At 71.2% G+C, this 21,249-nt stretch carries 19 protein-coding genes; 7 read left to right on the top strand and 12 right to left on the bottom strand.

All coding sequences use genetic code 11. The features are described from left to right. Positions 1-15: 15 nt before the first annotated feature. Positions 16-855: a siderophore-interacting protein gene (locus ACZ601_RS21295; protein ID WP_440576731.1), complete on the top strand. Its 840-nt coding sequence runs from the start codon at positions 16-18 to the stop codon at positions 853-855. A gap of 138 nt (positions 856-993) precedes the next feature. Here the strand turns inward: ACZ601_RS21295 and ACZ601_RS21290 are convergent, their stop codons facing one another. The 3 genes from ACZ601_RS21290 to ACZ601_RS21280 form a co-directional block, all read right to left on the bottom strand. Beyond that, positions 994-1,773 carry an ABC transporter permease gene (locus ACZ601_RS21290; RefSeq protein WP_469540182.1) on the bottom strand — a complete coding sequence of 260 codons (780 nt, stop codon included), beginning with the start codon at positions 1,771-1,773 and terminating at the stop codon, positions 994-996. Beyond that, on the bottom strand, positions 1,770-2,783 hold the full coding sequence (locus tag ACZ601_RS21285) for an ATP-binding cassette domain-containing protein (RefSeq protein ID WP_469540180.1): 1,014 nt from the start codon (positions 2,781-2,783) through the stop codon (positions 1,770-1,772). Before ACZ601_RS21285 ends, ACZ601_RS21290 begins: the two co-directional genes overlap by 4 nt. Positions 2,784-3,001: 218 nt before the next feature. After that, positions 3,002-3,664, bottom strand: a complete 663-nt coding sequence (locus tag ACZ601_RS21280) for a PadR family transcriptional regulator (protein ID WP_469540177.1) — start codon at positions 3,662-3,664, stop codon at positions 3,002-3,004. 215 nt (positions 3,665-3,879) lie between these two features. Here ACZ601_RS21280 and ACZ601_RS21275 point away from each other — a divergent pair, with 215 nt between their 5' ends. Continuing rightward, positions 3,880-4,464 (top strand): sigma-70 family RNA polymerase sigma factor, encoded by a 585-nt coding sequence (locus ACZ601_RS21275; RefSeq protein ID WP_073737408.1) that lies wholly within the window; start codon positions 3,880-3,882, stop codon positions 4,462-4,464. Then, positions 4,461-5,240 (top strand): anti-sigma factor, encoded by a 780-nt coding sequence (locus ACZ601_RS21270; RefSeq protein WP_469540174.1) that lies wholly within the window; start codon positions 4,461-4,463, stop codon positions 5,238-5,240. The genes ACZ601_RS21275 and ACZ601_RS21270 overlap by 4 nt, the downstream gene beginning before the upstream one ends. A gap of 256 nt (positions 5,241-5,496) precedes the next feature. Here the strand turns inward: ACZ601_RS21270 and ACZ601_RS21265 are convergent, their stop codons facing one another. The 5 genes from ACZ601_RS21265 to ACZ601_RS21245 all read right to left on the bottom strand — a co-directional run bounded on the left by ACZ601_RS21265 (position 5,497) and on the right by ACZ601_RS21245 (position 11,045). After that, on the bottom strand, positions 5,497-6,300 hold the full coding sequence (locus ACZ601_RS21265; protein WP_469540171.1) for a DUF1295 domain-containing protein: 804 nt from the start codon (positions 6,298-6,300) through the stop codon (positions 5,497-5,499). After that, positions 6,297-7,673 (bottom strand): class I SAM-dependent methyltransferase, encoded by a 1,377-nt coding sequence (locus ACZ601_RS21260; RefSeq protein ID WP_469540657.1) that lies wholly within the window; start codon positions 7,671-7,673, stop codon positions 6,297-6,299. Before ACZ601_RS21260 ends, ACZ601_RS21265 begins: the two co-directional genes overlap by 4 nt. Beyond that, positions 7,673-8,953 carry a class I SAM-dependent methyltransferase gene (locus tag ACZ601_RS21255; protein WP_469540654.1) on the bottom strand — a complete coding sequence of 427 codons (1,281 nt, stop codon included), beginning with the start codon at positions 8,951-8,953 and terminating at the stop codon, positions 7,673-7,675. The genes ACZ601_RS21260 and ACZ601_RS21255 overlap by 1 nt, the downstream gene beginning before the upstream one ends. Before the next feature lie 98 nt (positions 8,954-9,051). After that, entirely contained in the window at positions 9,052-9,777 is a 726-nt protein-coding gene (locus ACZ601_RS21250) for a DUF1365 domain-containing protein (RefSeq protein ID WP_469540651.1), read from the bottom strand. After that, on the bottom strand, positions 9,771-11,045 hold the full coding sequence (locus tag ACZ601_RS21245) for an NAD(P)/FAD-dependent oxidoreductase (RefSeq protein ID WP_469540170.1): 1,275 nt from the start codon (positions 11,043-11,045) through the stop codon (positions 9,771-9,773). The genes ACZ601_RS21250 and ACZ601_RS21245 overlap by 7 nt, the downstream gene beginning before the upstream one ends. Positions 11,046-11,307: 262 nt before the next feature. Between ACZ601_RS21245 and ACZ601_RS21240 the strand changes: the two genes are divergently transcribed. The 4 genes from ACZ601_RS21240 (at position 11,308) to ACZ601_RS21225 (ending at position 15,906) form a co-directional block, all read left to right on the top strand. Then, positions 11,308-12,846, top strand: a complete 1,539-nt coding sequence (locus ACZ601_RS21240) for a molybdopterin-dependent oxidoreductase (RefSeq protein WP_469540648.1) — start codon at positions 11,308-11,310, stop codon at positions 12,844-12,846. A gap of 119 nt (positions 12,847-12,965) precedes the next feature. Next, positions 12,966-13,610 carry a fasciclin domain-containing protein gene (locus ACZ601_RS21235; RefSeq protein WP_440575786.1) on the top strand — a complete coding sequence of 215 codons (645 nt, stop codon included), beginning with the start codon at positions 12,966-12,968 and terminating at the stop codon, positions 13,608-13,610. A gap of 182 nt (positions 13,611-13,792) precedes the next feature. Beyond that, positions 13,793-14,236: an SPW repeat protein gene (locus tag ACZ601_RS21230; protein ID WP_440575785.1), complete on the top strand. Its 444-nt coding sequence runs from the start codon at positions 13,793-13,795 to the stop codon at positions 14,234-14,236. Positions 14,237-14,460: 224 nt separating this feature from the next. Next, positions 14,461-15,906 (top strand): FG-GAP-like repeat-containing protein, encoded by a 1,446-nt coding sequence (locus ACZ601_RS21225; RefSeq protein ID WP_469540166.1) that lies wholly within the window; start codon positions 14,461-14,463, stop codon positions 15,904-15,906. Positions 15,907-15,989: 83 nt separating this feature from the next. Here the strand turns inward: ACZ601_RS21225 and ACZ601_RS21220 are convergent, their stop codons facing one another. From ACZ601_RS21220 to tatA, 4 genes are read right to left on the bottom strand one after another with little or no spacing between them, the layout of a single operon-like run. Beyond that, positions 15,990-18,824 carry a DEAD/DEAH box helicase gene (locus ACZ601_RS21220; RefSeq protein ID WP_469540645.1) on the bottom strand — a complete coding sequence of 945 codons (2,835 nt, stop codon included), beginning with the start codon at positions 18,822-18,824 and terminating at the stop codon, positions 15,990-15,992. Between the two features lie 44 nt (positions 18,825-18,868). Next, positions 18,869-19,789: a diacylglycerol kinase gene (locus tag ACZ601_RS21215; protein WP_469540164.1), complete on the bottom strand. Its 921-nt coding sequence runs from the start codon at positions 19,787-19,789 to the stop codon at positions 18,869-18,871. Between the two features lie 17 nt (positions 19,790-19,806). Further along, the gene (gene tatC, locus ACZ601_RS21210; RefSeq protein WP_469540161.1) at positions 19,807-20,772 is read right to left on the bottom strand and encodes a twin-arginine translocase subunit TatC; all 966 of its coding nucleotides are present in this window, start codon (positions 20,770-20,772) and stop codon (positions 19,807-19,809) included. A 47-nt stretch (positions 20,773-20,819) separates the two neighbouring features. After that, the gene (tatA, locus tag ACZ601_RS21205) at positions 20,820-21,113 is read right to left on the bottom strand and encodes a Sec-independent protein translocase subunit TatA (RefSeq protein ID WP_327340513.1); all 294 of its coding nucleotides are present in this window, start codon (positions 21,111-21,113) and stop codon (positions 20,820-20,822) included. Positions 21,114-21,249 lie beyond the last annotated feature (136 nt).

The following is a 21,249-nucleotide window of genomic DNA, read 5'->3' as shown; positions in this document are numbered from 1 at the left end:
ACAGGGAGAATTTCTGTGGCAGAACGACCGGCGCGGCAGGCCCCCACGGCGCAGGGTGCGCAGGTCCTGCGCACCGAGCAGATCACCCCGCACATGATCCGGGTGGTGCTCGGCGGCGACGGTCTCGCGGACTTCGCGCTCTCCGGTTACAGCGATCACTACGTCAAGCTCTGCTTCGCCCCCGAGGGCGCCGACTACGCGCACCCCTTCGACATGGCCCGCATCCGCGAGGAGTTCCCGCGCGAGCTGTGGCCCACCACCCGTACGTACACGGTGCGCTCCTGGGACCCGGCCGCCCGGGAACTGGCCATCGACTTCGTGGTGCACGGCGACGAGGGCCTGGCCGGCCCGTGGGCCGCCCGCGCCAAGGCCGGTGACCAGGTGACGTTCCTGGGGCCGGGCGGCGGTTACGGCCCGGACGCCTCGGCCGGCTGGCACCTCCTGGTGGGCGACGAGAGCGCACTGCCGGCGATCGCCGCGGCGCTGGAGCAGATGCCGGCGGACGCGGTGGTGCGCGCCTTCATCGAGGTCGCGGACGCCGCGGAGGAGCAGAAGATCACCACTCCGGACGGCGCGGAGGTGACCTGGCTGCACCGGGGCGACCGCCCGGTCGGTGAGGCGCTCACCGCCGCCGTCAAGGATCTTGAGTTCCCGGCGGGCGAGGTGCAGGCGTTCGTCCACGGCGAGGCCGGTTTCGTCAAGGACATCCGCCGCCACCTGCGGCTGGACCGAGGCATCCCGCTGCCCCAGCTGTCGATCTCCGGCTACTGGCGGCTCGGCCAGAACGACGACGCCTGGCGCTCGGTCAAGCGTGAGTGGAACGCACAGGTGGAACGCGAAGAGAGCGCCGCGTAGGTCGCGTCCGCACGGCATCCGGCTCATGCATGGCTGTGCCCCGGTCCATGGACCGGGGCACAGCCATGTGCGCTTCCCCGCTCGCCCCCGGACGCCCCGGGCCGGTCACGGCGCGGGGCGTCCGGGACACGGCGTCGGTCAGACCGACTTCTGGTACGAACGGAAGGTCCGGGTCGACAGCCACACCGCGACCGCGGCGAGCACCAGCAGCGCTCCCCCTCGGCTGAGCACCAGCCACCGGTCCGGCTCCGCGCTCAGCGCCGAGCGGCCCGCCACCATCGCCCAGTTGACCGGGTTGAAGTCGGCGATGTGGCGCATCCACGACGGCATCTGGCTCGGGGCCATGAAGGACGAGGACAGGAAGGTCAGCGGCAACAGCAGGAACGTGTTGATACCGATGATCGACTCCCGCTGGCGCACCAGCATGCCCAGGGCGTTGGAGAGCGCGCCGAAGACCGTGCCGAGCAGGATCGAGGCGACGACCAGGACCAGCAGTCCGCCCACCCCGCCCGGGTAGTCGGCGCCCGCGGCCAGGCCGAGCAGCACGATGACCACGGACTGTGCGGCCGTACTGATGCCGTTCTGCACGACGTTGGCGTTCATCAGGGCGTTGCGGCTGACCGGTGTCGTCAGGAAGCGGTTGAGCGTGCCGCGCTCTATCTCCTCCAGGGTGCCCATGCCGGCCCACATGCTCGACCCCAGGGCGCTCATCACGACGATGCCGGGGATCAGGTAGTCCAGGTACGACGTGGTGCCGAAGCCGCCCAGTTCGACGACCTTCTTGAAGAGGTTGCCGAACAGGAACAGCCAGATCACCGGCTGGATCAGCGAGATCGCCAGGAAGACCGGCTGCCGCAGGACCGCCGTCAGCTGGCGCTGGGTCATGTACCAGGTCTGGGAAAGGGTCTGGCTGCTCATCGGGTGCCTCCCGCGGCGACCGGGGCGTGCGCGTCGTGTGAACCGGCGGACTCCGCCTCGGAGAAGCGGCGCCCGGCGTAGCGCAGATAGACATCGTCGAGGGAGGGGCGGGCGACGGTGGCCGAGGCGACGGCGGAACCGGCCCGCTCCAGGGCACCGAGCAGCACCGGGACGGCCGCCGCTCCGTCCTCGGCGCGGACGCTGACCCGGCGCTCCTCGACCAGTACCTCGTACACGCCGGGCAGGCCGGACAGCGCGGCACCGACGGCGTCGCGGTCCGTCTCGGCGCGCAGCTCCAGGTGGACGGCGTCGCCGCGCAGTTCGCCCTTGAGCTCGTCGGGGGTGCCCTCGACGACGATCCGGCCTCGGTCGACGATCGCGACGCGTTCCGCGAGCCGGTCGGCCTCCTCCAGGTAGTGCGTGGTGAGCACGATGGTCAGGCCCTCCTCGCCGGCCAGCCGGGAGATCTCGTCCCACATCGCCGTGCGGGCCTCGGGGTCGAGGCCGGTCGTCGGCTCGTCGAGGAAGAGCACCTCGGGGCGGTGGACCAGCCCGAGTGCCACGTCCAGTCGGCGCTGCATCCCGCCCGAGTACCCCTTGACCTGGCGTCTCGCGGCGTCCGCGAGGCCGAAGCGGTCCAGCAGTTCGTCGGCCCGCCGCTGGACGGCGGTGCCCCGCATCCCGTACAGCCGGCCCTGGAGCAGCAGGTTCTCGCGGCCGGTGGCGACCGGGTCGGCGCCGGACTTCTGGGCGACCACGCCGATGGCCCGGCGGACCCGGTCGGGGTGGCGCAGGACGTCGTGCCCGGCGACCGAGGCGTGGCCCGAGTCGGGGCGGGCGAGTGTGGTGAGGATCTTGACGGTGGTGGACTTCCCCGCGCCGTTGGGCCCTAGGAGCCCGAAGACGGTGCCGGACGGCACGGTGAGGTCCATGCCGTTCAGCGCGGTGACATCACCCGGATAGGTCTTGATCAGCTGTCGCGCCGCTACGGCTGGCGCACGGGTGCTCATGACAGAGCTCTCCTGTGGTCGGCGGGGCACCCGGTTCTCCGGGTGCCCGGTACGCCGGTCCGTTCCACGCGTGGAGTGCCGGGCTATCCTGGGTGTGCCGCACCTCGATGGCCTGGCCCGCCTTCACGGCATGTCCGGTCCGGGGTTCGAGACCCTGGCGGGCGCTGCTCCAACAGCGCCTGCCGGGGTCTTTTCTCTGTGCTGCCCGTCCTCCCCCGTCACGCCTCGCGCGCGGGATCGAGGACGATGTCCTGCTGGTCCATGTCCTTCCAGTCCTGGGGCACCTCGCCCGTCTCGTGGAACGACTTCCATTCCTCGATGCCGCTGATGGTGGCCTCATCGAGTTCCTTGCGGAAACTCCTGATCCACTCCAGCTGCGCCTCGATCATGTGGACCTGGTATTCGGTCTCCACGACGAAGACCCGGGGGAGTCTGCCGCCCAGCTGGGCGAGGACCCCCCGGAGCGCGGCGGCCTGCATCGTCTGAGCCTGCTCCCGGTCCGCCAGCAGCTCTGCCACCTCGTCCGGCGGCAGGACGGGAAGGAGTGACAGGGCCGTGTCGAAGGCGGGGAACTCCGCGGCCGGGACCGCGATCAGGTCGGACAGCCAGTCCAGCATCTCGGTCCGCCCGGCCTCCGTGATGCCGTAGAGCGTGCGCTCGGGGCGGTTTCCCTCCCGCTGCACGCCCGCGACCTCCACGTATCCGTGCTTCTCCAGGTTCTGGACCACGGTGTAGAGCGAGCCGAAATTGATCTTGACGCTGTGCTGCTTGCCCCGACGGCGCAGGGTCTGGGCGATCTCGTACGGGTGCATCGACCGCTCGGCGAGCAGCACCATCACCGTGAGTGCCAGAGGATTACTGAGCTTGCGCCGTTTGGCCACCGCCCCCACCACCTTTCGCTCGCCGTCGAATACTCGTCACCGAACATATCGCGAGTTCTCCGAACCAGTCAACCGCGATGTATCGCGAAATCCGCACACCATGGAAGGCGGGGCAGGGAAGGATTCGCACATTTTCCCGTCCGCCGACCAATCCGCACCGTCACCGGCTCCGAATCATCTGTGGAGACCGATGACCGTCCCGGGAGGAAGCCCGCGTGAAAGAAGCCGTGCACATCAGCGGACTGGCCTCGGCCGGACCCGACCTCCAGGAACTCCTGGGGATGGTCGCCAGAGGAGATCAGGACGCTTTCGCCCAGGTGTACGAAGCCGTCTGCGGCCCGGTGCTCGGGCTGGTGAGAAGCGTCCTGCGCGACCCCGCCCAGTCGGAGGAGGTCGCGCAGGAGGTGCTGGTGGAGGTGTGGCGCACCGCGCCCCGCTTCCAGGCGGCCCGCGGCAGCGCCATGAACTGGGTGCTGACGCTGGCCCACCACCGCGCGGTGGACCGGGTGCGCTCGGTGGAGGCGACGACGGCCCGTGAGCACAAGGCGGCGCTGCTCGACCGCACCCCCGCCTTCGACGACGTCACCGAACAGGTCGAGAGCCGGCTGGAGCGGGAGCAGGTCCGCCGCTGCATGCGGACGCTCTCGGAGCTGCAACGGGAATCCGTCACTCTGGCGTACTACCGCGGACTGACCTATCGCGAGGTCGGGGAACTGCTGGCGGTACCGCTCGGAACGATCAAGACTCGACTGCGCGACGGGCTGATCCGGCTGCGCGACTGCCTCGGGGTGAGCGCATGAGCAACGCCGGACTTCACACACTGACCGGGGCCTACGCCCTCCACGCGCTCCCGGAGACCGAGCGCCGGGAGTTCGAACGCCACCTGGGCGACTGCGAGGCCTGCTCCGTGGAGGTGCGGGAGCTCTCGGAGACCGCCACCCGGCTCGGCCTCGCCGTGTCGGCCACGCCCTCGCGGGATCTGCGCGAGCGCGTACTGCGGGAGATCACGACCGTACGGCAGGAGCCGCCGTCCAGCCGTCACCGCGCCCGCTCCGGCGGTACGGCGGAGCGGAACGGCGCGGCCAGGGCCGGGCGGTGGTCGAAGTTCGCGCTGGCCGCGTGCCTGGCCGCGGCGGCCGGCCTGGGCGGCGTCGCCGTACAGCAGAACCAGGAGGCACAGGACGCCCGGTCCGACGCCCGCGCCAGTGAGCAGCGGAGCGCGCAGGTGGCCGAGGTCATCTCGGCACCCGACGCCAAGACCGATTCGGCCACGTTGAGCGACGGCGCGAAGGGCACCGTGGTGGTCTCCAGGAGCCAGGACCGGGCCGTCTTCCTCGCCTCTGGGCTGCCGGAGGCGCCTGCGGGCAAGGACTACCAGCTCTGGTACGACGACGGCGGCACGATGCGTTCGGCAGGGCTGATGCAGGCGACCGGCCCATCGTCGACGACGTACGCGACCCTCCTCGAAGGACCGGTGGACGACGCGACGGGCATGGGCGTCACGCTCGAACCGGCGGGTGGCTCCGAGCAGCCGACCACCACCCCGCTGGCGTTGATGAAGCTGCCACCGGCCTGAGGAGGCGGCCGGTGACCGGCCGGAACGGCGTGTTCCGGCCGGTCACCGGCCGCATGAGCCGGGCCACGGCGGGAACACGCCATGGGCGGGACCGTCGGCCGCCACGCGCGGGTCCCGCCCCAGGGACGCGGTGGCCTCCGTGCTCGCCCGGGTCGGGTCGTCCCGGCGGGCCGTGGCCACTTCGCGGTGCTCACCCCGTACCTCCGCCGTTGGGAGGCGATGGAGGTACGGGGCCCACTGCACCGCGCCAGGTGCGCTACCCGCGTGGCGGCCGGGGGAGGAAGCCGCTGGTCCTGGCGGTGTACTCGGCGAAGCCGGGGCGCTCGGCCATATGCCGTTCCAGCAGGGCCTTTCCGCTGCCGCCGATGAGCAGGAAACTCATCAGCACGGGCGCCACGAGGGTGGCCGCGGCCGCTGCCGGCGCCTCGCAGACCATCAGGAACAGCCCCCACCACACGCAGAAGTCACCGAAGTAGTTCGGATGCCGTGTCCAGGACCACAGCCCCCGGTCCATGATCCGTCCCCGGTTGGCCGGATCCGCCTTGAACCGGGCCAGCTGGTGGTCCCCCACCGCCTCGAAGCCGAGCCCGACCGCCCAGAGCGCGGCCCCCGCCCACACCAGGGCGCCGGCCGGCCCTCGCACGTACCCGGCCGCCTGCACCGGCAGCGAGATCAGCCAGACCAGCGCGCCCTGGAGCAGGTACACCTTCCGCAGGGCGTACAGCGCGGGGCTGCCCGGCGCTCTGGCCAGCATCTTCTCGTAGCGCGGGTCCTCCCCGTGCCCGCGCCCCCGGCGGGCGATGTGCCAGGCCAGCCGCAGCCCCCACACCGCCGTCGCCGCAGTGACCAGCAGCCGCCGGGTGCCGTCCCCGCCGCCGCCCGCCGACATGGCGTACGAGACCAGCGCGACGGCGGTGAAGCCCAGACCCCAGGCGACGTCCACGACGCGGTGCACGCCCTTGCGCAGCGCGACGGCGAAGGTGACGAGCATGACGGCGAGGGCGGCGCCCGCGGCGGGCGCGAGGCCCTGTGCGAACGCCGCCCATCCGAAGCCGTTCATCCGGTGGCCCCGGCCGTCATGCCGTCGCGGGCGGGCGGTACCGCCGCCGGATCGGCGTACCAGCCCCGCCTGGTGGCGGGCATCCCGGCCGTTCCGGTCTCCTCCGGCCGCACGGAGAGGATCTGGTCGACGCCCATCCCACGTTCCTCGAAGACGAGGGCGCCACCGGCCAGGTAGAGCCGCCACACCCGTACGGTCTCCTCACCCACCAGGTCCGTGAACTCCTTCTGCTTCCGCTCCAGGGTCTCCCGCCAAGCGTCGACGGTCCGTACGTAGTGCTCGCGCAGGGCCTCGACGTCGCGCACTTCGAGTCCGGCGCCCTCCAGCAGCGCGACCGTCTCACCGAGCGGGCGCATGTGCATGTCGGGGGCGATGTACGACTCGATGAACGCGCCGCCGCCCGGGGCGTTGCGGCCCCGGGACATCTGCTGGACCAGCACCCGGCCCTGCGGGCGGACCATGGCGTGCAGTGTGGCGGTGAAGGCGGGGTACTCGGCGTCACCTACGTGCTCGCCCATCTCGATGGTGGACACCGCGTCGTAGCCGCCCTCGTGGCCCGGGGCCAGGCCGATGTCGCGGTAGTCGCAGCAGCGGACCTCGACCAGGTCCTCCAGGTTCCGTGCCGCCACCTGCGCGCGGACGTGGGCGGCCTGTTCGCGGGAGAGGGTGACGGCGGTGACGCGGACTGCGTGCCGCTGTGCGGCGTACAGGGTCAGCGAGCCCCAGCCGCAGCCGATGTCGAGCAGCCGCGCCCCGGGGCGCAGGTCCAGCTTCCGGCAGATGAGTTCGAGCTTGTCGTGCTGGGCGTCGACGGCTTCGTAGCCGGGTGCGTCACTGGTCCAGTAGCCGCAGGAGTAGGCCATGGTCTCGTCGAGGAGCAGGGCGTAGAAGTCGTTGGAGAGGTCGTAGTGGTGGCTGATCGCGGCCCGGTCCCTGGACTTGCTGTGCAGGACGCCGTGGAGCCCGGCGCGGGCGGCCGGGACCGGTGGCCGGGGGCCCACCGCGCCGAGGCGCAGTGCGGTGCCGGCGGCCCGCAGCCGGTCCCCGACACCGGGACACGGCGGGCGCAGTCCGCGCTCGCGTACCGCGCGGCGCATCGCCCGCAGCCCCTCGGCCAGGTCTCCCTCGACCTCGACGTCGCCGGTGATGTACGCCTCGGCGAGACCGAGTTCGCCCGGTTCCCACAGCAGCCGGCGCAGCGCCCGCCGGGACCGGACATGGACCAGGGGGCCGTCGGCGGCTCCGGTCTCGCTGCCGTCCCACATCCGCACCCTGACCGGGAGCGGGCCGCCGAGCAGCTGTTCGACGAGGGGTTCGAGGCGCTGGGCGGCGCCGGTCGTCGTCTGCTTGTCCTGCTTGCCGGTAGGAGTCATCACGCCGTTTCCTGACGGGTCAGCAGCAGTTGCCGCACATGGAGGTAGCCGGAGCGGAATCCCGCCTCGGAGTAGGCCAGATAGAAGGTCCACATGCGGCGGAAGGTCGCGTCGAAACCGAGTGCGTCGACTTCCGCCGCCCGTTCGGTGAACCGTTCGCGCCACAGTCGCAGCGTCTCGGCGTAGTGGGTGCCGAAGTCGTCGCACCGGTCGATGCGCAGGCCGGTGTGCCGGGCCGCGACCTCCGTCATGGCCTCGACGGACGGCAGGAGTCCGCCGGGGAAGATGTACTTGTGGATCCAGGTGAAGGTGGTCCGGGAGGCGCGCATCCGGTCGTCCGGCATGGTGATGGCCTGGAGGGCGATGCGGCCGCCGGGGGCCAGCCGCTCCTCCAGCGTCCGGAAGTAGACCGGCCAGTACTCCGCGCCGACCGCCTCGATCATCTCGACGCTGACCACGGCGTCGAAACTCCCCTCCACGCTGCGGTAGTCGCAGAGCCTGACCTCGGCCCGGTCCGCGTACCCGGCCTCGCTGATCCTGCGGCGCGCCAGGTCCCGCTGTTCGGCGGAGAGCGTGACGGAGAGGACGCGGGCCCCTCGGGCGGCGGCCCGGATCGCCAGTTCTCCCCAGCCGGTGCCGATTTCGAGGAGTTCGGTGCCGGGTCCGACCCCGGCCAGGTCGAGCAGCCGGTCGATCTTGCGGTGCTGTGCGGCGGGCAGCGCCTCGGCGTCCGCGGGGAAGCTGCGGAAGACGGCGGACGAGTAGCTGAGGGTCTCGTCGAGGAAGAGCGCGAAGAGCTCGTTGGACAGGTCGTAGTGGTGGCTGATGTTGTCCCGGGCGCCTTCCGGGGTGCCGAGCTGTTCGGCGGGCCGGCGCCCTGCCCAGAGTCCGCGCAGCTTCTGGAGGGGCTGCGGGATCAGGGTGGAGACGTGCCCGGCGAGGACCGTGAGGACGCCCACCGGGTCGGGCGAGTCCCACTCGCCCGCCATGTACGACTCCCCGAAGCCGATCAGGCCGTTCACGCCGATCCTGCGGAAGAAGGCATCGGGGTCGCGGATGTCCATCAGGGGGCCGCCGAGGCCGATGTCCTCCTGTCCGGCGAGCCGGGCGCGGAGCGGGAGCCGGGCCAGCGCGTGGCGTACGAGCCGCCGCGCGACGACGGTCCGCGGCCGGGACGCGTGCGGCGGCCGGGCGACGTCCGGCCAGCGCTCCGGGTCGGTGTCCGGGGCGTGCGCCGGGGACGGCGGAACCGGGGACGGGGCGTGTGCCTGGGACGGCAGAACCGGGGACGGCGGAACCTGGGACGGGACGGCCGCCGGGGGCGAGGTGGCCGGGGGCGACGCGGAGTGGGGCGACGGGGAGTGGGACGTGGACACGCTCACTGCATTCCTTCCTGAACGGTGTGGCGGGGACGGGGCCGCACGGGGAGTCCGCGCAGCAGGAGGCGGATTCCGTGCAGCCGGATGGCGATCGAGACGACCGCCGTGGACCAGGGGTGGCGCAGCGCGAGGCGGAGCAGTACGCGCGGGGTCACCGGGCGTCGTACGCCGCGCACGGTGGCGGTGAAGGGCCGCGTTCCGGACCGTTCCAGACGCACCGCCAGTTCGAGTCGGGGTCCGGGCTCCGGGAGCCGCATCGAGTAGGCGCCGTCGACGCCGAAGAACGGCGAGACGTAGAACTCCTTCTCGGTGGAGGCCCGTCCGGCGGCGTCGGGGCGCAGCAGGTAGCAGTGCCGTTCGCCGTAGGTGTTGTGCACCTCCGCGACCGTGCAGAGCGGGGTGCCGTCGGCGCGGCGGCACCAGTAGACGGTCAGCGGGTTGAAGACGTGGCCGAACACCCGGGCCTGGGTGAGCATCCGCACGGTTCCGTCGGCGAGGTCGATGCCGTTCGCGGCCAGGAACCGGCTCAGACCGGCCCGGATGGTGGGGGCGGTGCCGCCGAAGTGGTCGCGCGGATCGAAGCGGGCCAGGACCCGCAGGGCGGCGGGCAGCGGCGGCGGTCCGTCCGGGTCGATCAGCCACAGGTAGGTGCGGTGCCGGAACGCGTACGTGACGGGCGCGGACCGCACATGGGCGATGATGCACGGGTAGAGGGCGTTCACCAGTCCACCCCCAGGGCTCGGGCCGCGTCCGCCCCCGAGCGGCAGCCGTCCTCGTGGAATCCCCAGCCGTGGTACGCCCCCGCGTAAGCTGTGCGCGGCCCTGACAGGGCGGGCAGCCGGGCCTGCGCCGCGACCGACTCCGGGGTGTAGACGGGGTGTTCGTACACCATGCGGGCGCGGACCAGTCCGGGGGCGACACGGTCTGCGCCGTTCAGCGTGACGACGAAGGTCTCGGGGGCGTCGAGCCGCTGGAGCCGGTTCATGTCGTAGCTGACGGTGACGTGGTCGGGGCTCGCGGCGCAGGACGGCATCAGGTAGTTCCAGGAGGCGCGGGCCCCTCGGGCGCTCGGCAGCAGCCGGGTGTCGGTGTGCAGGAGGGTCGGGTTGCGGGAGTAGCGGAACGCGCCGAGGGTGTCGCGCTCCTCGTCCGTGGGGTCCGCGAGCAGGCGCAGCGCCTGGTCGGGGTGGGTGGCGATGACGACGGAGTCGAACTGCTCCGCGGTGTCGTCGGCGGTGGTGATCTCCACGCCGTCGGGGTGCCGGCGCACCGCACGGACCGGGGTCGAGGTGCGGACGGCGCCGAGCTCCTTGGTGACCCGTTCGACGTAGGCGCCCGATCCGCCGGTCACGGTCCGCCACACCGGGGAGCCGGTCACCGAGAGCAGCCCGTGGTGGTCGAGGAAGCGGAAGAGGTAGCGGGCCGGGTACCGCATCGCGGTCACCGGGTCGCAGGACCAGACGGCGGAGACCAGCGGGGTCAGGAAGTGGGCCGTGAAGTACGGCGAGAAGCGGCCGAGGGCGGCGAACTCGCCCAGCGTCATGGTGTCCGCGCCGGGTCCGCCGTCCGCCAGCAGGCGCCGGGCGGACCGGTGGAAGCGGGGCACCGCCGCCAGCATCCGCAGATAAGCCGGATTGCGGGCCGACCCGGGCCGGGCGAGGAGGCCCGTCGCGCCCCGGGCGCCCGCGTACTCCAGTGCGCAGCCCTCGCACCGCACGGACATGCTCATCTCCGACTCCTGCGTGGCGACGCCGAGTTCCGCGAAGAGCCGCAGCAGGTGCGGGTAGGTGCGCCGGTTGTGCACGATGAACCCGGAGTCCACCCGGTGGACGCGGCCGTCCGACGCGGGCAGGTCATGGGTGTGCGCGTGGCCGCCCACCCGGCCGTCCGCCTCGAACAGCGTCACGTCGTGGGCTGTGCGCAGGATGTGGGCGGCCGTCAGCCCGGCCACCCCGCTGCCCACCACGGCTGTCCGTCGCCGCATCCCTGTCATACCGCTCCCTTCGAGCACCGGCGCCACTCGCCCCTCCTTCTGTTTCCGGGGCAGCGGCGGATGCCTCTCGCGTGTGATTCGTTGCAGGTGGCACCGCGGATTGGCGGTGATCCACTCTCATCCATTCGGGTGAGGGACCAATCCGCCGGGCGACCGGCGCCGAATCCCCGGTGTGAGCGAAGATCAGAACGATGCGCAGGACGGGGCCCGAGGGTCCCGGCGGTCCCGCTGGGCGCGAGCCGCTCTCGCCGCGCTCAGCGGTCTGATCGCCGGGTTCAGCGCCCTGGCCGTCGCCGAGCTGGCCGCGGCGGCGGTCCGTCCGGAGGCGGGTCCGGTCACGGCGGTGGGCGGGGCGGTCATCGACCGCACTCCCCCGGCGCTGAAGGACTTCGCCGTCCGGAACTTCGGCACCAACGACAAGCTGGTTCTGGAGCTGGGAATCCTGGTTCTGCTGGCGGGCTTCGCCGTGGTGATCGGAGTGCTCGCGCTGCGGCACCGGCGGATCGGCTCGGCTGCCGTCCTGGTCTTCGGTGTGGTCGGGGCGGTCGCGGCGGTGGGGCGGCCTGAGGGCCGGCCGGCCGACGCACTGCCCTCTGTGGTGGGTGCCGTACTGGCCGCAGGGGTGCTGTATCTCCTGGTCGGACGGCTCGCCCTGGTTCCCGGTCCCTCCCCCGCGGCTGGCGGGAGGGGCGGGGGGCCGGCGCCTCGCACCTTCGACCGGCGGGGCTTCGTCATCGCGGCGAGCGCCGCGGCGGCGGCCTCCGCGGGCGCCGGGGTGCTGGGCCGCCGGCTTACCTCCGCCGTTCAGGCCGGGGCGACCGCCTCACGTCACGACCTGGTGCTGCCCGTGCCCGCCTCCGCGGCGCCGGCGGTACCGGCCGGCGCCGATCTGCGGATCCGGGGGCTGGGCTCGTTCATCACGCCGAACAAGGACTTCTACCGGGTGGACACGGCCCTGGTCGTCCCGCGCATCGACGCGAACGACTGGAAGCTGAGGATTCACGGCAAGGGCGTGAAGCGCCCGGTGGAGCTCACCTTCAAGGACCTGCTGCGCCGCGAGATCATCGAGCGCGACATCACCATGACCTGCGTGTCCAACGAGGTCGGCGGACCGTATGTCGGCAACGCCCGCTGGATCGGGGTGCGGCTGGCCGATCTGCTGCGCGAGGCGGGGGTGAAGCCGCCGTCCCGCGGCGGACCCGCCGACCAGATCATCACGCGCTCGGTGGACGGCATGACCATCGGCACCCCGGTCGAGACGGTGATGGACGGCCGCGACGCCATGCTCGCCCTCGGTATGAACGGTGAGCCGCTGCCCTTCGAGCACGGCTTCCCGGTCCGGATGGTCGTTCCCGGCCTGTACGGATACGTGTCGGCCTGCAAGTGGATGAAGGACATCGAACTCACCACGTTCGACGACTACGACGCCTACTGGGTCAAGCGGACCTGGTCCCAGCAGGCCCCCATCAAGACCGAGTCGCGGATCGACACCCCCCGCCCGTTCGCCTCCCCGAAGCCCGGCACGATCCCGGTGGCCGGGGTCGCCTGGGCCCAGCACCGCGGGATCTCGCGGGTCGAGGTCCGGGTGGACGGCGGACCGTGGCACACCGCGCGGCTGGCCGCGGAGGACAGCCGGGACACCTGGCGCCAGTGGGTGTGGGAGTGGCCGGCCACCTCCGGCAACCACACCCTCGAAGTCCGCGCGACGGACCGTACCGGCGTCACCCAGACCGACAAGCGGGTCGGCACGGTGCCCAACGGGGCGACCGGCTGGCACTCGGTGGTGGTCGACGTGTCCTGAGCGGACGCCCCCGCCGCATCGCCCTGCTCCCGTGCGGGAGCACGGCCCCGGGCTCACACACTCCCCCTCGCTCGCTTGACGTAATCAATCAGTTACCCGAACCGATTCAGGAGAACATCATGAACGCCCTCCACATCCGCCGCGCCGCCGTCGCCGTGTCCGCGGCGGTGGTACTCCCGCTGGCCCTGACCGCCTGTTCCAGCGACTCCAAGGACAGCGCCTCCGGCTCCACCGCCAGCTCCGCGAAGGCATCGGCCTCCGCTTCCGCCGGCGACTCGATGAACATGGACAAGCCCTTCGGTCCCGGCTGCGCCTCCGTACCGAAGAGCGGTTCGGGCTCCTTCGACGGCATGGCGAAGGACCCGGTCGCCACGGCCGCCTCCAACAACCCGGCACTCTCCACCCTCGTCACCGCCGTGAAGAAGGCCGGGCTGGTCGACACCCTGAACAACGCGCAGAACATCACGGTGTTCGCCCCGACCAATGACGCCTTCGCCAAGATCCCGAAGGCCGACCTGGACAAGCTGCTGGCCGACAAGGCCGAGCTCACCAAGGTGCTCACCTACCACGTGGTGGGCGAGAAGCTGGCGCCGAAGCAGCTGGACAAGGGCTCCTTCGAGACCCTGGAGAAGGGCAAGCTGACGACGTCGGGTTCGAACATGGAGTACACCGTGAACGACTCCTCGAAGGTCGTCTGCGGCAACGTCCCGACCGCCAACGCGACGGTCTACATCGTCGACTCCGTCCTGATGCCCCCGAAGTAACCGCTCACCACTGAACGACGCGCGCCCCCGGCATCCACCGGGGGCGCGCGTCGTCGCGATTCCCGACGAAATTCGACCGCCTGGAAACTACACATAAGGCACAAATAAGAGCAGAATGGCAGAGCAGGCCGCTCATCGCACAAGGCGCTCACTGGCCTGCGGGAGCGAAGGAGACGAACCTCATGTCAAACGTCTCGCACGCCGGCCACGACTTGGCCGGACACCCCGACGCCTCCGAAATGCGCGATCGTTACGACCGGGTGATGGGTGGTCGCGATGTGGCACTCGTGGACGGACCGGTGTTCCTGGTCGGCCTGTACTGCGCCATCTCGCCCTGGGTGCTGCACTTCACGACAAGCCAGACCACCCTGGTGAACCACAACCTGATCATGGGAATCGCGATCGCCGTGCTGGGTCTCGGGTTCACCGTGATGCCGCAGAGGATGTATGGCCTGAGCTGGGCCATCTGCGCCATGGGCGCATGGATGATCATCTCGCCCTGGGTGGTGGGCAGCAGCCCGGACATGGGCGTCGTACTCAACAACGTCATCATCGGCGGCCTGACCGCTCTGCTCGGTCTGGTCTGCGCGGGGGCGTCGTTGAAGAGCAGCAGGGGCAGGTCGTAGAACGCGCCCCTGGGCTGTGACGGCCCGCACCGCGGATCACCCCACGGTGCGGGCGTCCGCGTGCCCGGAGTGTGACGCGCGGACACCCGCCCTCTCCCGCCGTTCGTCACGACGACCGCAACTATTCATCCCTCTCACCGGTCTTGTGGGTTGACGGCAGCTACCGGCGGCCCCTCGGGCAGCCGGTGGTGGCATTCGGGAAGTACCGGGACGGGAGTGGGCGCATGGCGCGGCATCTGATGGCGTGTAGGGCTCTGGCGACAGCGGTGGCGGCGGGCGCTCTGGTGGCACCAGCCGCCTCAGCGGCGCCGGTTCACACCGCGACGGCAGCGTCGGAGACCCCGCGGAAGGCGGCCGCGTCCGCGCCGGGCGACGTGGACGGCGACGGCTTCGGCGACCTCGCCACAGGCGCCCCGGAGGGCACCATCAAGGGCTACGCCAAGGCGGGTTACGTCTCCCTCGTCTACGGCACGAAGCAGGGCCTACGGGTCACCCGGCACAAGGGCATCACCCAGGACACGGCCGGAATTCCCGGCGTGCCGGAGGCCGGTGACCGGTTCGGCTCCTCGGTGGCCATGGGCGACGTGGACGGCGACGGGTACACCGACCTGGTGATCGGTTCCGGCGGCGAGGCCATCGGGACGGTGGCGGGCGCGGGCGCCGTCACCGTCGTCTTCGGCGCCAAGGGTGGGCTGGGCAGCGACGCCATCGCCTTCCACAACCCGAAGCCCTCCGCGCGTGAGGGCTTCGGCGACAGCCTGACGGTCGGGGACTTCAACCACGACGGCCGGGACGACATCGCGGTCGCCACCGACACGAAGGTGAACGTCGTACGCGGGGCGAGCGATCTGCGGGACATCGACGAACCGGCGATGACCGCGTACGCCCCGCCCGGCGGCGGCGCCGGAATGGGACCGATCTCCTCCGGCGACATCAACGGCGACGGCTTTACGGACCTGGTCACACAGGCGTACTTCGACGACGGGGCCGACGAAGGAACCCTGGGCGTGCTGCCGGGCTCGGCGCAGGGCCTCAAGACGCGGCCGATCGGCCGGACCGGGCTGCCCTTCACCGGCTACAGCGTCGTGACCGGTGACATCACGGGTGACGGCCGGGACGACGTGGTCGTGGACACCAACGGTTCCGACGGCCCCGACGAGTTCCTGCTGCGCATGTTCCCGGGCACCGCCGCCGGGCTGGGCGAGGGGGTGCCCTACGGCGGCCCGGTGGAACCGGGCACCGCGGGCGTCCTGGCGGACACCGACGGCGACGGGCACGCCGACCTGGTGACCGCCGTGGTCGGTGAGCCCGACTCCGACGGCATCCAGAACGCGGGGGCGCTGACCGTCGTACCGGGGAAGACGACCGGACTGGACGCCTCCCGCGCCCGGAAGCTGACCCTGGACTCGCCGGGGGTGATGGGCGTGATGGAGGGCAACGACCAGTTCGGCAGCTCCGTGACGGCCGGGGACTTCGACGCGGACGGGCGCGCGGACCTGGCGGTCGGCGCGCCGGGGAAGTACCTGGCGACGGGCGCGGTGAGCGTCATCCCCGGTTCGAAGACGGGACCGACCGGGACGGGCTCGATCCTCTTCACCCCGGAGTCGCTGGGCCACCCGGTCGCGAAGGCCCGCTTCGGCTCAGCCGTCGGCGCACGGACCGCCCACTGACGACCGGGCGTACCCGAGGGGCGGGTTGCGGGAGCAGGCTGCGGGGGTGACCCCTTCGCAGCCCGCGACCCGCCCTCGCCGGTTCACCCCACCGAGCTGTAGGCCACCACTCCCCGCAGGACCTCGTCAACGGCCTTGCGTGCGTTGCGTCCCACTGAACTGCCCTCGCGCGGCGCCGCGGCGGCCACCTGCCCCAGCACATCGATCACCTGCTTGCACCAGCGCACGAAGTCGCCGGCGGGCATCTCCGCCTCGCGCAGCACCTCGTCCAGCGTCCGGCCGGACGCCCACATGTAGACGGACCAGGCGAAGCCGAGGTCGGGTTCGCGCTGTCCGACCCCCTCCGCCTGGTTGATCTTGAAGTCCTCCTCCAGGGCGTCGAGCCGCCCCCAGATCCGGACCATCTCGCCCATCGCCGTCTTCGCCGGTCCGGACGGCAGCTTGGGCGCCACCGCGTCGTCGGCCTGCCGGGCCTCGTACACCAGCGCCGAGACGCACGCGGCGAGTTCGGCGGGGTTGAGCCCCTCCCACACACCGGCGCGCAGGCACTCGCTCGCCAGCAGGTCCAGCTCCCCGTAGAGGCGGGCAAGCCGCTTGCCGTGCTCGGTGACCTCGCTGCCGCGCAGGTAGTCGAGCTCGGTGAGCAGCGCGACGATCCGGTCGAAGGTGCGGGCGATCGTGTTGGTACGCCCTTCGATGCGGTGCTCCAGCTGCCGGGTGTCCCGCTGCAGCCGGTGGTAGCGCTCGGCCCACCGCGCGTGGTCCTCGCGCTCGTCGCACCCGTGGCAGGGGTGCGCGCGCAACTCGGCCCGGTAGCGGGCGATCTCGCGGTCGTCGGCGGCGCCGGAGCGCTCCTTGCGGTGCCGCTCCGGCACGATGTGCCCGGCCTTGGTGCGCAGCGCGGAGGCCAGATCGCGGCGGGACTGCGGTGAGCGCGCGTTGAACGACTTCGGGACGCGCATCCGCTCCAGCGCCTCCACCGGCACCGGGAAGTCGATCGAGGCGAGCCGCTTGACCTGCCGTTCGGCGGTCAGCACCAGGGGCCTCGGCCCGTCGTGGTACTCCATGCCCCGGTGCCCGTGCCCGTTGGTCCGCCCTGCGGGCAGTCCGGGGTCCAGGACGAGTGCCAGCCCGGCGAACTTCCCGGTCGGCACGTGGATGACATCGCCGGGCTTGAGCTTCTCCAGGGAGGCCGCCGCCGCGGCCCGCCGCTGCGACGCGCCGTGCTTGGCGAGCTCCGTCTCCCGGTCCTTGAGGTCGCGGCGGAGCCGCGCGTACTCCTCGAAGTCACCGAGGTGGCAGGTCATTCCCTCCTTGTAGCCCTCCAGGCCCTCCTCGTTCTTCTGGACCTGGCGGGAGATCCCGACCACCGACCGGTCCGCCTGGAACTGTGCGAAGGAGGTCTCCAGCAGTTCGCGCGAGCGGTGCCTGCCGAACTGCTGCACCAGATTGACGGCCATGTTGTAGGAGGGCCGGAAGCTGGAGCGCAGCGGATACGTACGCGTACCCGCCAGTCCGGCGAGCGCTCCGGGGTCCATGCCGCGCTGCCAGAGCACCACCGCGTGACCCTCGACGTCGATCCCGCGCCGTCCGGCCCGGCCGGTCAGCTGGGTGTACTCGCCGGGGGTGATGTCGGCGTGCTGCTCTCCGTTCCACTTGACGAGCTTCTCCAGGACCACGGAGCGTGCGGGCATGTTGATGCCGAGGGCCAGCGTCTCGGTCGCGAAGACCGCCTTGACGAGCCCGCGCACGAAGAGCTCCTCGACGACCTCCTTGAAGGTCGGCAGCATCCCCGCGTGGTGTGCGGCGATGCCCCGCTCCAGGCCTTCGAGCCACTCGTAGTAACCGAGGACGTGCAGGTCCTCGCCGGGGATGGACGCGGTCCGCTCCTCGACGATCTCCCGCACCAGCCGGCGCTTGTCCTCGTCGTTGAGCCGCAGCCCGGCCTGCAGACACTGCTGGACGGCGGCCTCGCAGGCGGCGCGGCTGAAGATGAACGTGATGGCGGGCAGCAGCCCCTCGGCGTCCAGCCGGTCGATGACCTCCGGCCGCGAGGGTGTCCAGATCCGACTGCGCTGGCGCCGCTCGCGCTCGCGGTCCGCCTCGCGCACCATCTTTCCGCGCCGGCGCTCGCGCGGGTTGTATCCGCGCTGGTTCTCCATGCGGGCGAGCCGGACGAGGTCGGGGTTGACCTCGCGGCGGGCGGAGCCGCGGCCGCCGTGGTCGCTCTCCTCCTCGAAGAGGTCGTACATCCGGCGTCCGGCCAGCACGTGCTGCCAGAGCGGTACCGGACGGTGCTCGGAGACGATCACGGCGGTGTCTCCGCGGACGGTGTCCAGCCAGTCACCGAACTCCTCGGCGTTGGACACGGTCGCCGACAGTGACACCAGCGTCACGGACTCGGGCAGGTGGATGATCACTTCCTCCCACACCGCGCCCCGGAAGCGGTCGGAGAGGTAGTGCACCTCGTCCATCACCACGTAGCCGAGCCCGCTCAGTGCCTGGGAGCCCGCGTACAGCATGTTCCGCAGCACCTCGGTGGTCATGACGACCACCGGGGCATCGGCGTTGACGCTGTTGTCGCCGGTGAGCAGGCCCACCTTGTCCGCACCGTAGCGCTTGACCAAGTCGGCGAACTTCTGGTTGGAGAGGGCCTTGATCGGGGTGGTGTAGAAGCACTTGCGGCCCTGCTCCAGGGCGAGGTGCACGGCGAACTCGCCGACGATCGTCTTGCCCGAGCCCGTCGGCGCGGCGACGAGGACGCCCTTACCGGCCTCCAGCGCCGTACAGGCCTCGATCTGATAGGGGTCCAGATCGAATTCGTACATCTCGCGGAACGGCCCGAGAGCGGTCGCCTGCTCGGCGGCTCGGATCCGGGAAGCCTGGTATCGCTCAGCTGGTGAGAGGTCCTCTGTCATCTTGTCCACGAGCCTACCCGCCGGGTCCGACAGTGACGCGATCTTTAGTTCACCGTGGCAGAACCGGCAGCAGTACCCGCCCCGAGCACTCTGACGGCGCCCTTGACGCAGGTCGCGGTCAGGGGCAGCGCGCCGAGCGGTTCGCCGTCCGCGTACGCGGTGACACCGACTGCTTCGAGGGAGATGGAGGAGACCCGGTGCGTGGTGACGACGGGGTGGCTGAGATGGGTGCCCTTGTAGACCTTGGGGAACACCTTGAGCAGGGTGGTGCGGCTGCAGTCGCCCACCACGGTCACGTCGAACAGCCCGTCGTCCATGACGGCGTCCGCGCAGATCCGCATGCCGCCGCCGTACGTCGATCCGTTGCCGACGGCTATGAGGGTCGCCGCGATCTCCTGGACCGGGCCGCCGTCGAGGCTCATCCGGTAGGCGATGGGCCGGAACGCGGCGAGTTCGGCGAGGATCGCCAGGTCGTACTTGAACCGGCCGCCGGGCCAGCGCATCCGGTTGCCCCGGTCGTTGACCCGGGAGTCGAAGCCGGAGGCGAGCACGGACCCGAACCACCGGTCTCCGGCCCGGCCGAGGTCGATCTCGCGGACGAGGCTGCCCTTGAGCGCCTCGGCGGCCAGCCGGCCGGCCGAGGCCGGATCCCGTATCGGCAGGCCGAGGGCGCGGGCGAAGTCGTTGCCGGTTCCGACGGCCACGACACCGAGCGGCGTCCGGGTACCGGCCACGGCCTGCAGGGCGAGCGACATCATCCCGTCCCCGCCGACCGCCACGAGCGCGCCGGTCCCCCCGGCCACGGCGTCCCGGGCCCGCCGCAACGCGTCGTCGGCGTCCTCACCGAGGACCGTACGGACGGAGAATCCGGCGTCCCGCAACGCGGAAGCGGCCGGCTGCGCGGCGTGCGCGCCCCGGCCGCGTCCTGCGGTGGGATTGACGAAGAGGGTGATCTCGCTGGTCACCCGGGGACCCTACAAGGTCAGGTGATGTCGTCGTAACCGTTCGACCGAGGCGATCGTCCGCCGTCCCGTTCCCCGTCGGCCTGTTCGGGCAGCGAGGGCCGCGCCGCCGAGACGTTCTCCATGTCACCGATGTCCTCGGGAGTGAGGTCCAGCTCCGACGCCTCGTCGTCGTCCAGCTCGGCGTCGGGGTTGTTCCGTCGCCTGCGCCGGTCGTTGGCCAGGCAGATACCGAGTGCGAGGAAGTAGAGCAGCACGATCGGGGCTGCCAGCGTGATCATCGTCAGCGGGTCGCCCGTGGGCGTGGCGACCGCGGCGAAGATCGTGATGCCCATGACCATGCCGCGCCACCAGCCCGCGAGCCGCTTGGCCGTGAGCACCCCGGTGAAGTTCAGCAGGACGAGCAGGAGCGGCAGCTCGAAGGCGAGACCGAAGACGACGACCATGCGCGTGACGATGTTGAGGTAGTCGTCGACGGGCAGCAGGTTCGTCGTGTTCTCGGGGGTGAATTCGAGCAGGACCGCGGCCGTCTGCGGCATCAGCTTGTAGGCGAGCGCGGCACCCACGAGGAACAGCGGCACACCCGCGCCGACGAAGCTCAGCGCGTACTTCTTCTCGTGCTTGTGCAGACCCGGCGCGAGGAACGCCCAGAGCTGGTAGAGCCAGACGGGGGTGGAGAGCACCACTCCCGCCATGAGGGAGACCTTGAGCGCGATGGAGAACGGCGCGACCAGACCGTTCACCGTCATCTCGGCGCACGGGTGGCCGTTCTCCTGGACCTTCCTGCCGTTGGTGCAGCCGACCGACTCCAGGATCGGGCGGATCAGGAAGTCGATCAGGTCCTTGTAGAAAAAGGCCGTGACCGAGGTGATGACGATGACCGCCAGGACCGCGATCAGCAGTCGGTTACGCAACTCACGCAGGTGATCAGCGAGAGGCATCCGCCCCTCGACGTCCTTCTCCTGCTTGCGGGCAGACTTGAGCAACCCACTTCCCTCGTCTCGTGCGGCAGCTGCCGGGAACGCGGCAGCTGTCAGCTCTGGGTGGTGGGCTTCGCTTCACTCACGGGGCGGGAGCTCGTCACATCGCCGGGGGAGGCCTGGATCGTGCGCGCGGCGGCGGGCTGCTGGGCCGCCTGGTCCGCGGCGGCCGCGTCCGTCGTGGTCGCCGGCTCGTCGTCCTTCTTCATGGCCTTGGCCTCGCTCTTGAGGATGCGGGCCGACTTGCCGAGCGAACGGGCCATGTCAGGAAGCTTCTTGGCACCGAACAACAGGAGAACGACAGCAATGATCAGAACGATCTCTAGAGGCTTCAGATTGCCCATGATGTGCTTCCTTCTCGCTGAGACGGCTGGAGGTGGGCTCGCTGCCCTTGGGTCGGACTGCCCTTGGATCGGACACTCGTCCGACCTCTTCGCTGGGAGCGATCGTAACCCGCAGGAGTAAACGCGAGGCAATGCCCGT

The sequence above is a fragment of the Streptomyces sp. NPDC104307 genome (assembly GCF_055584045.1).
This window is presented reverse-complemented; position numbering and strand designations above follow the sequence as displayed.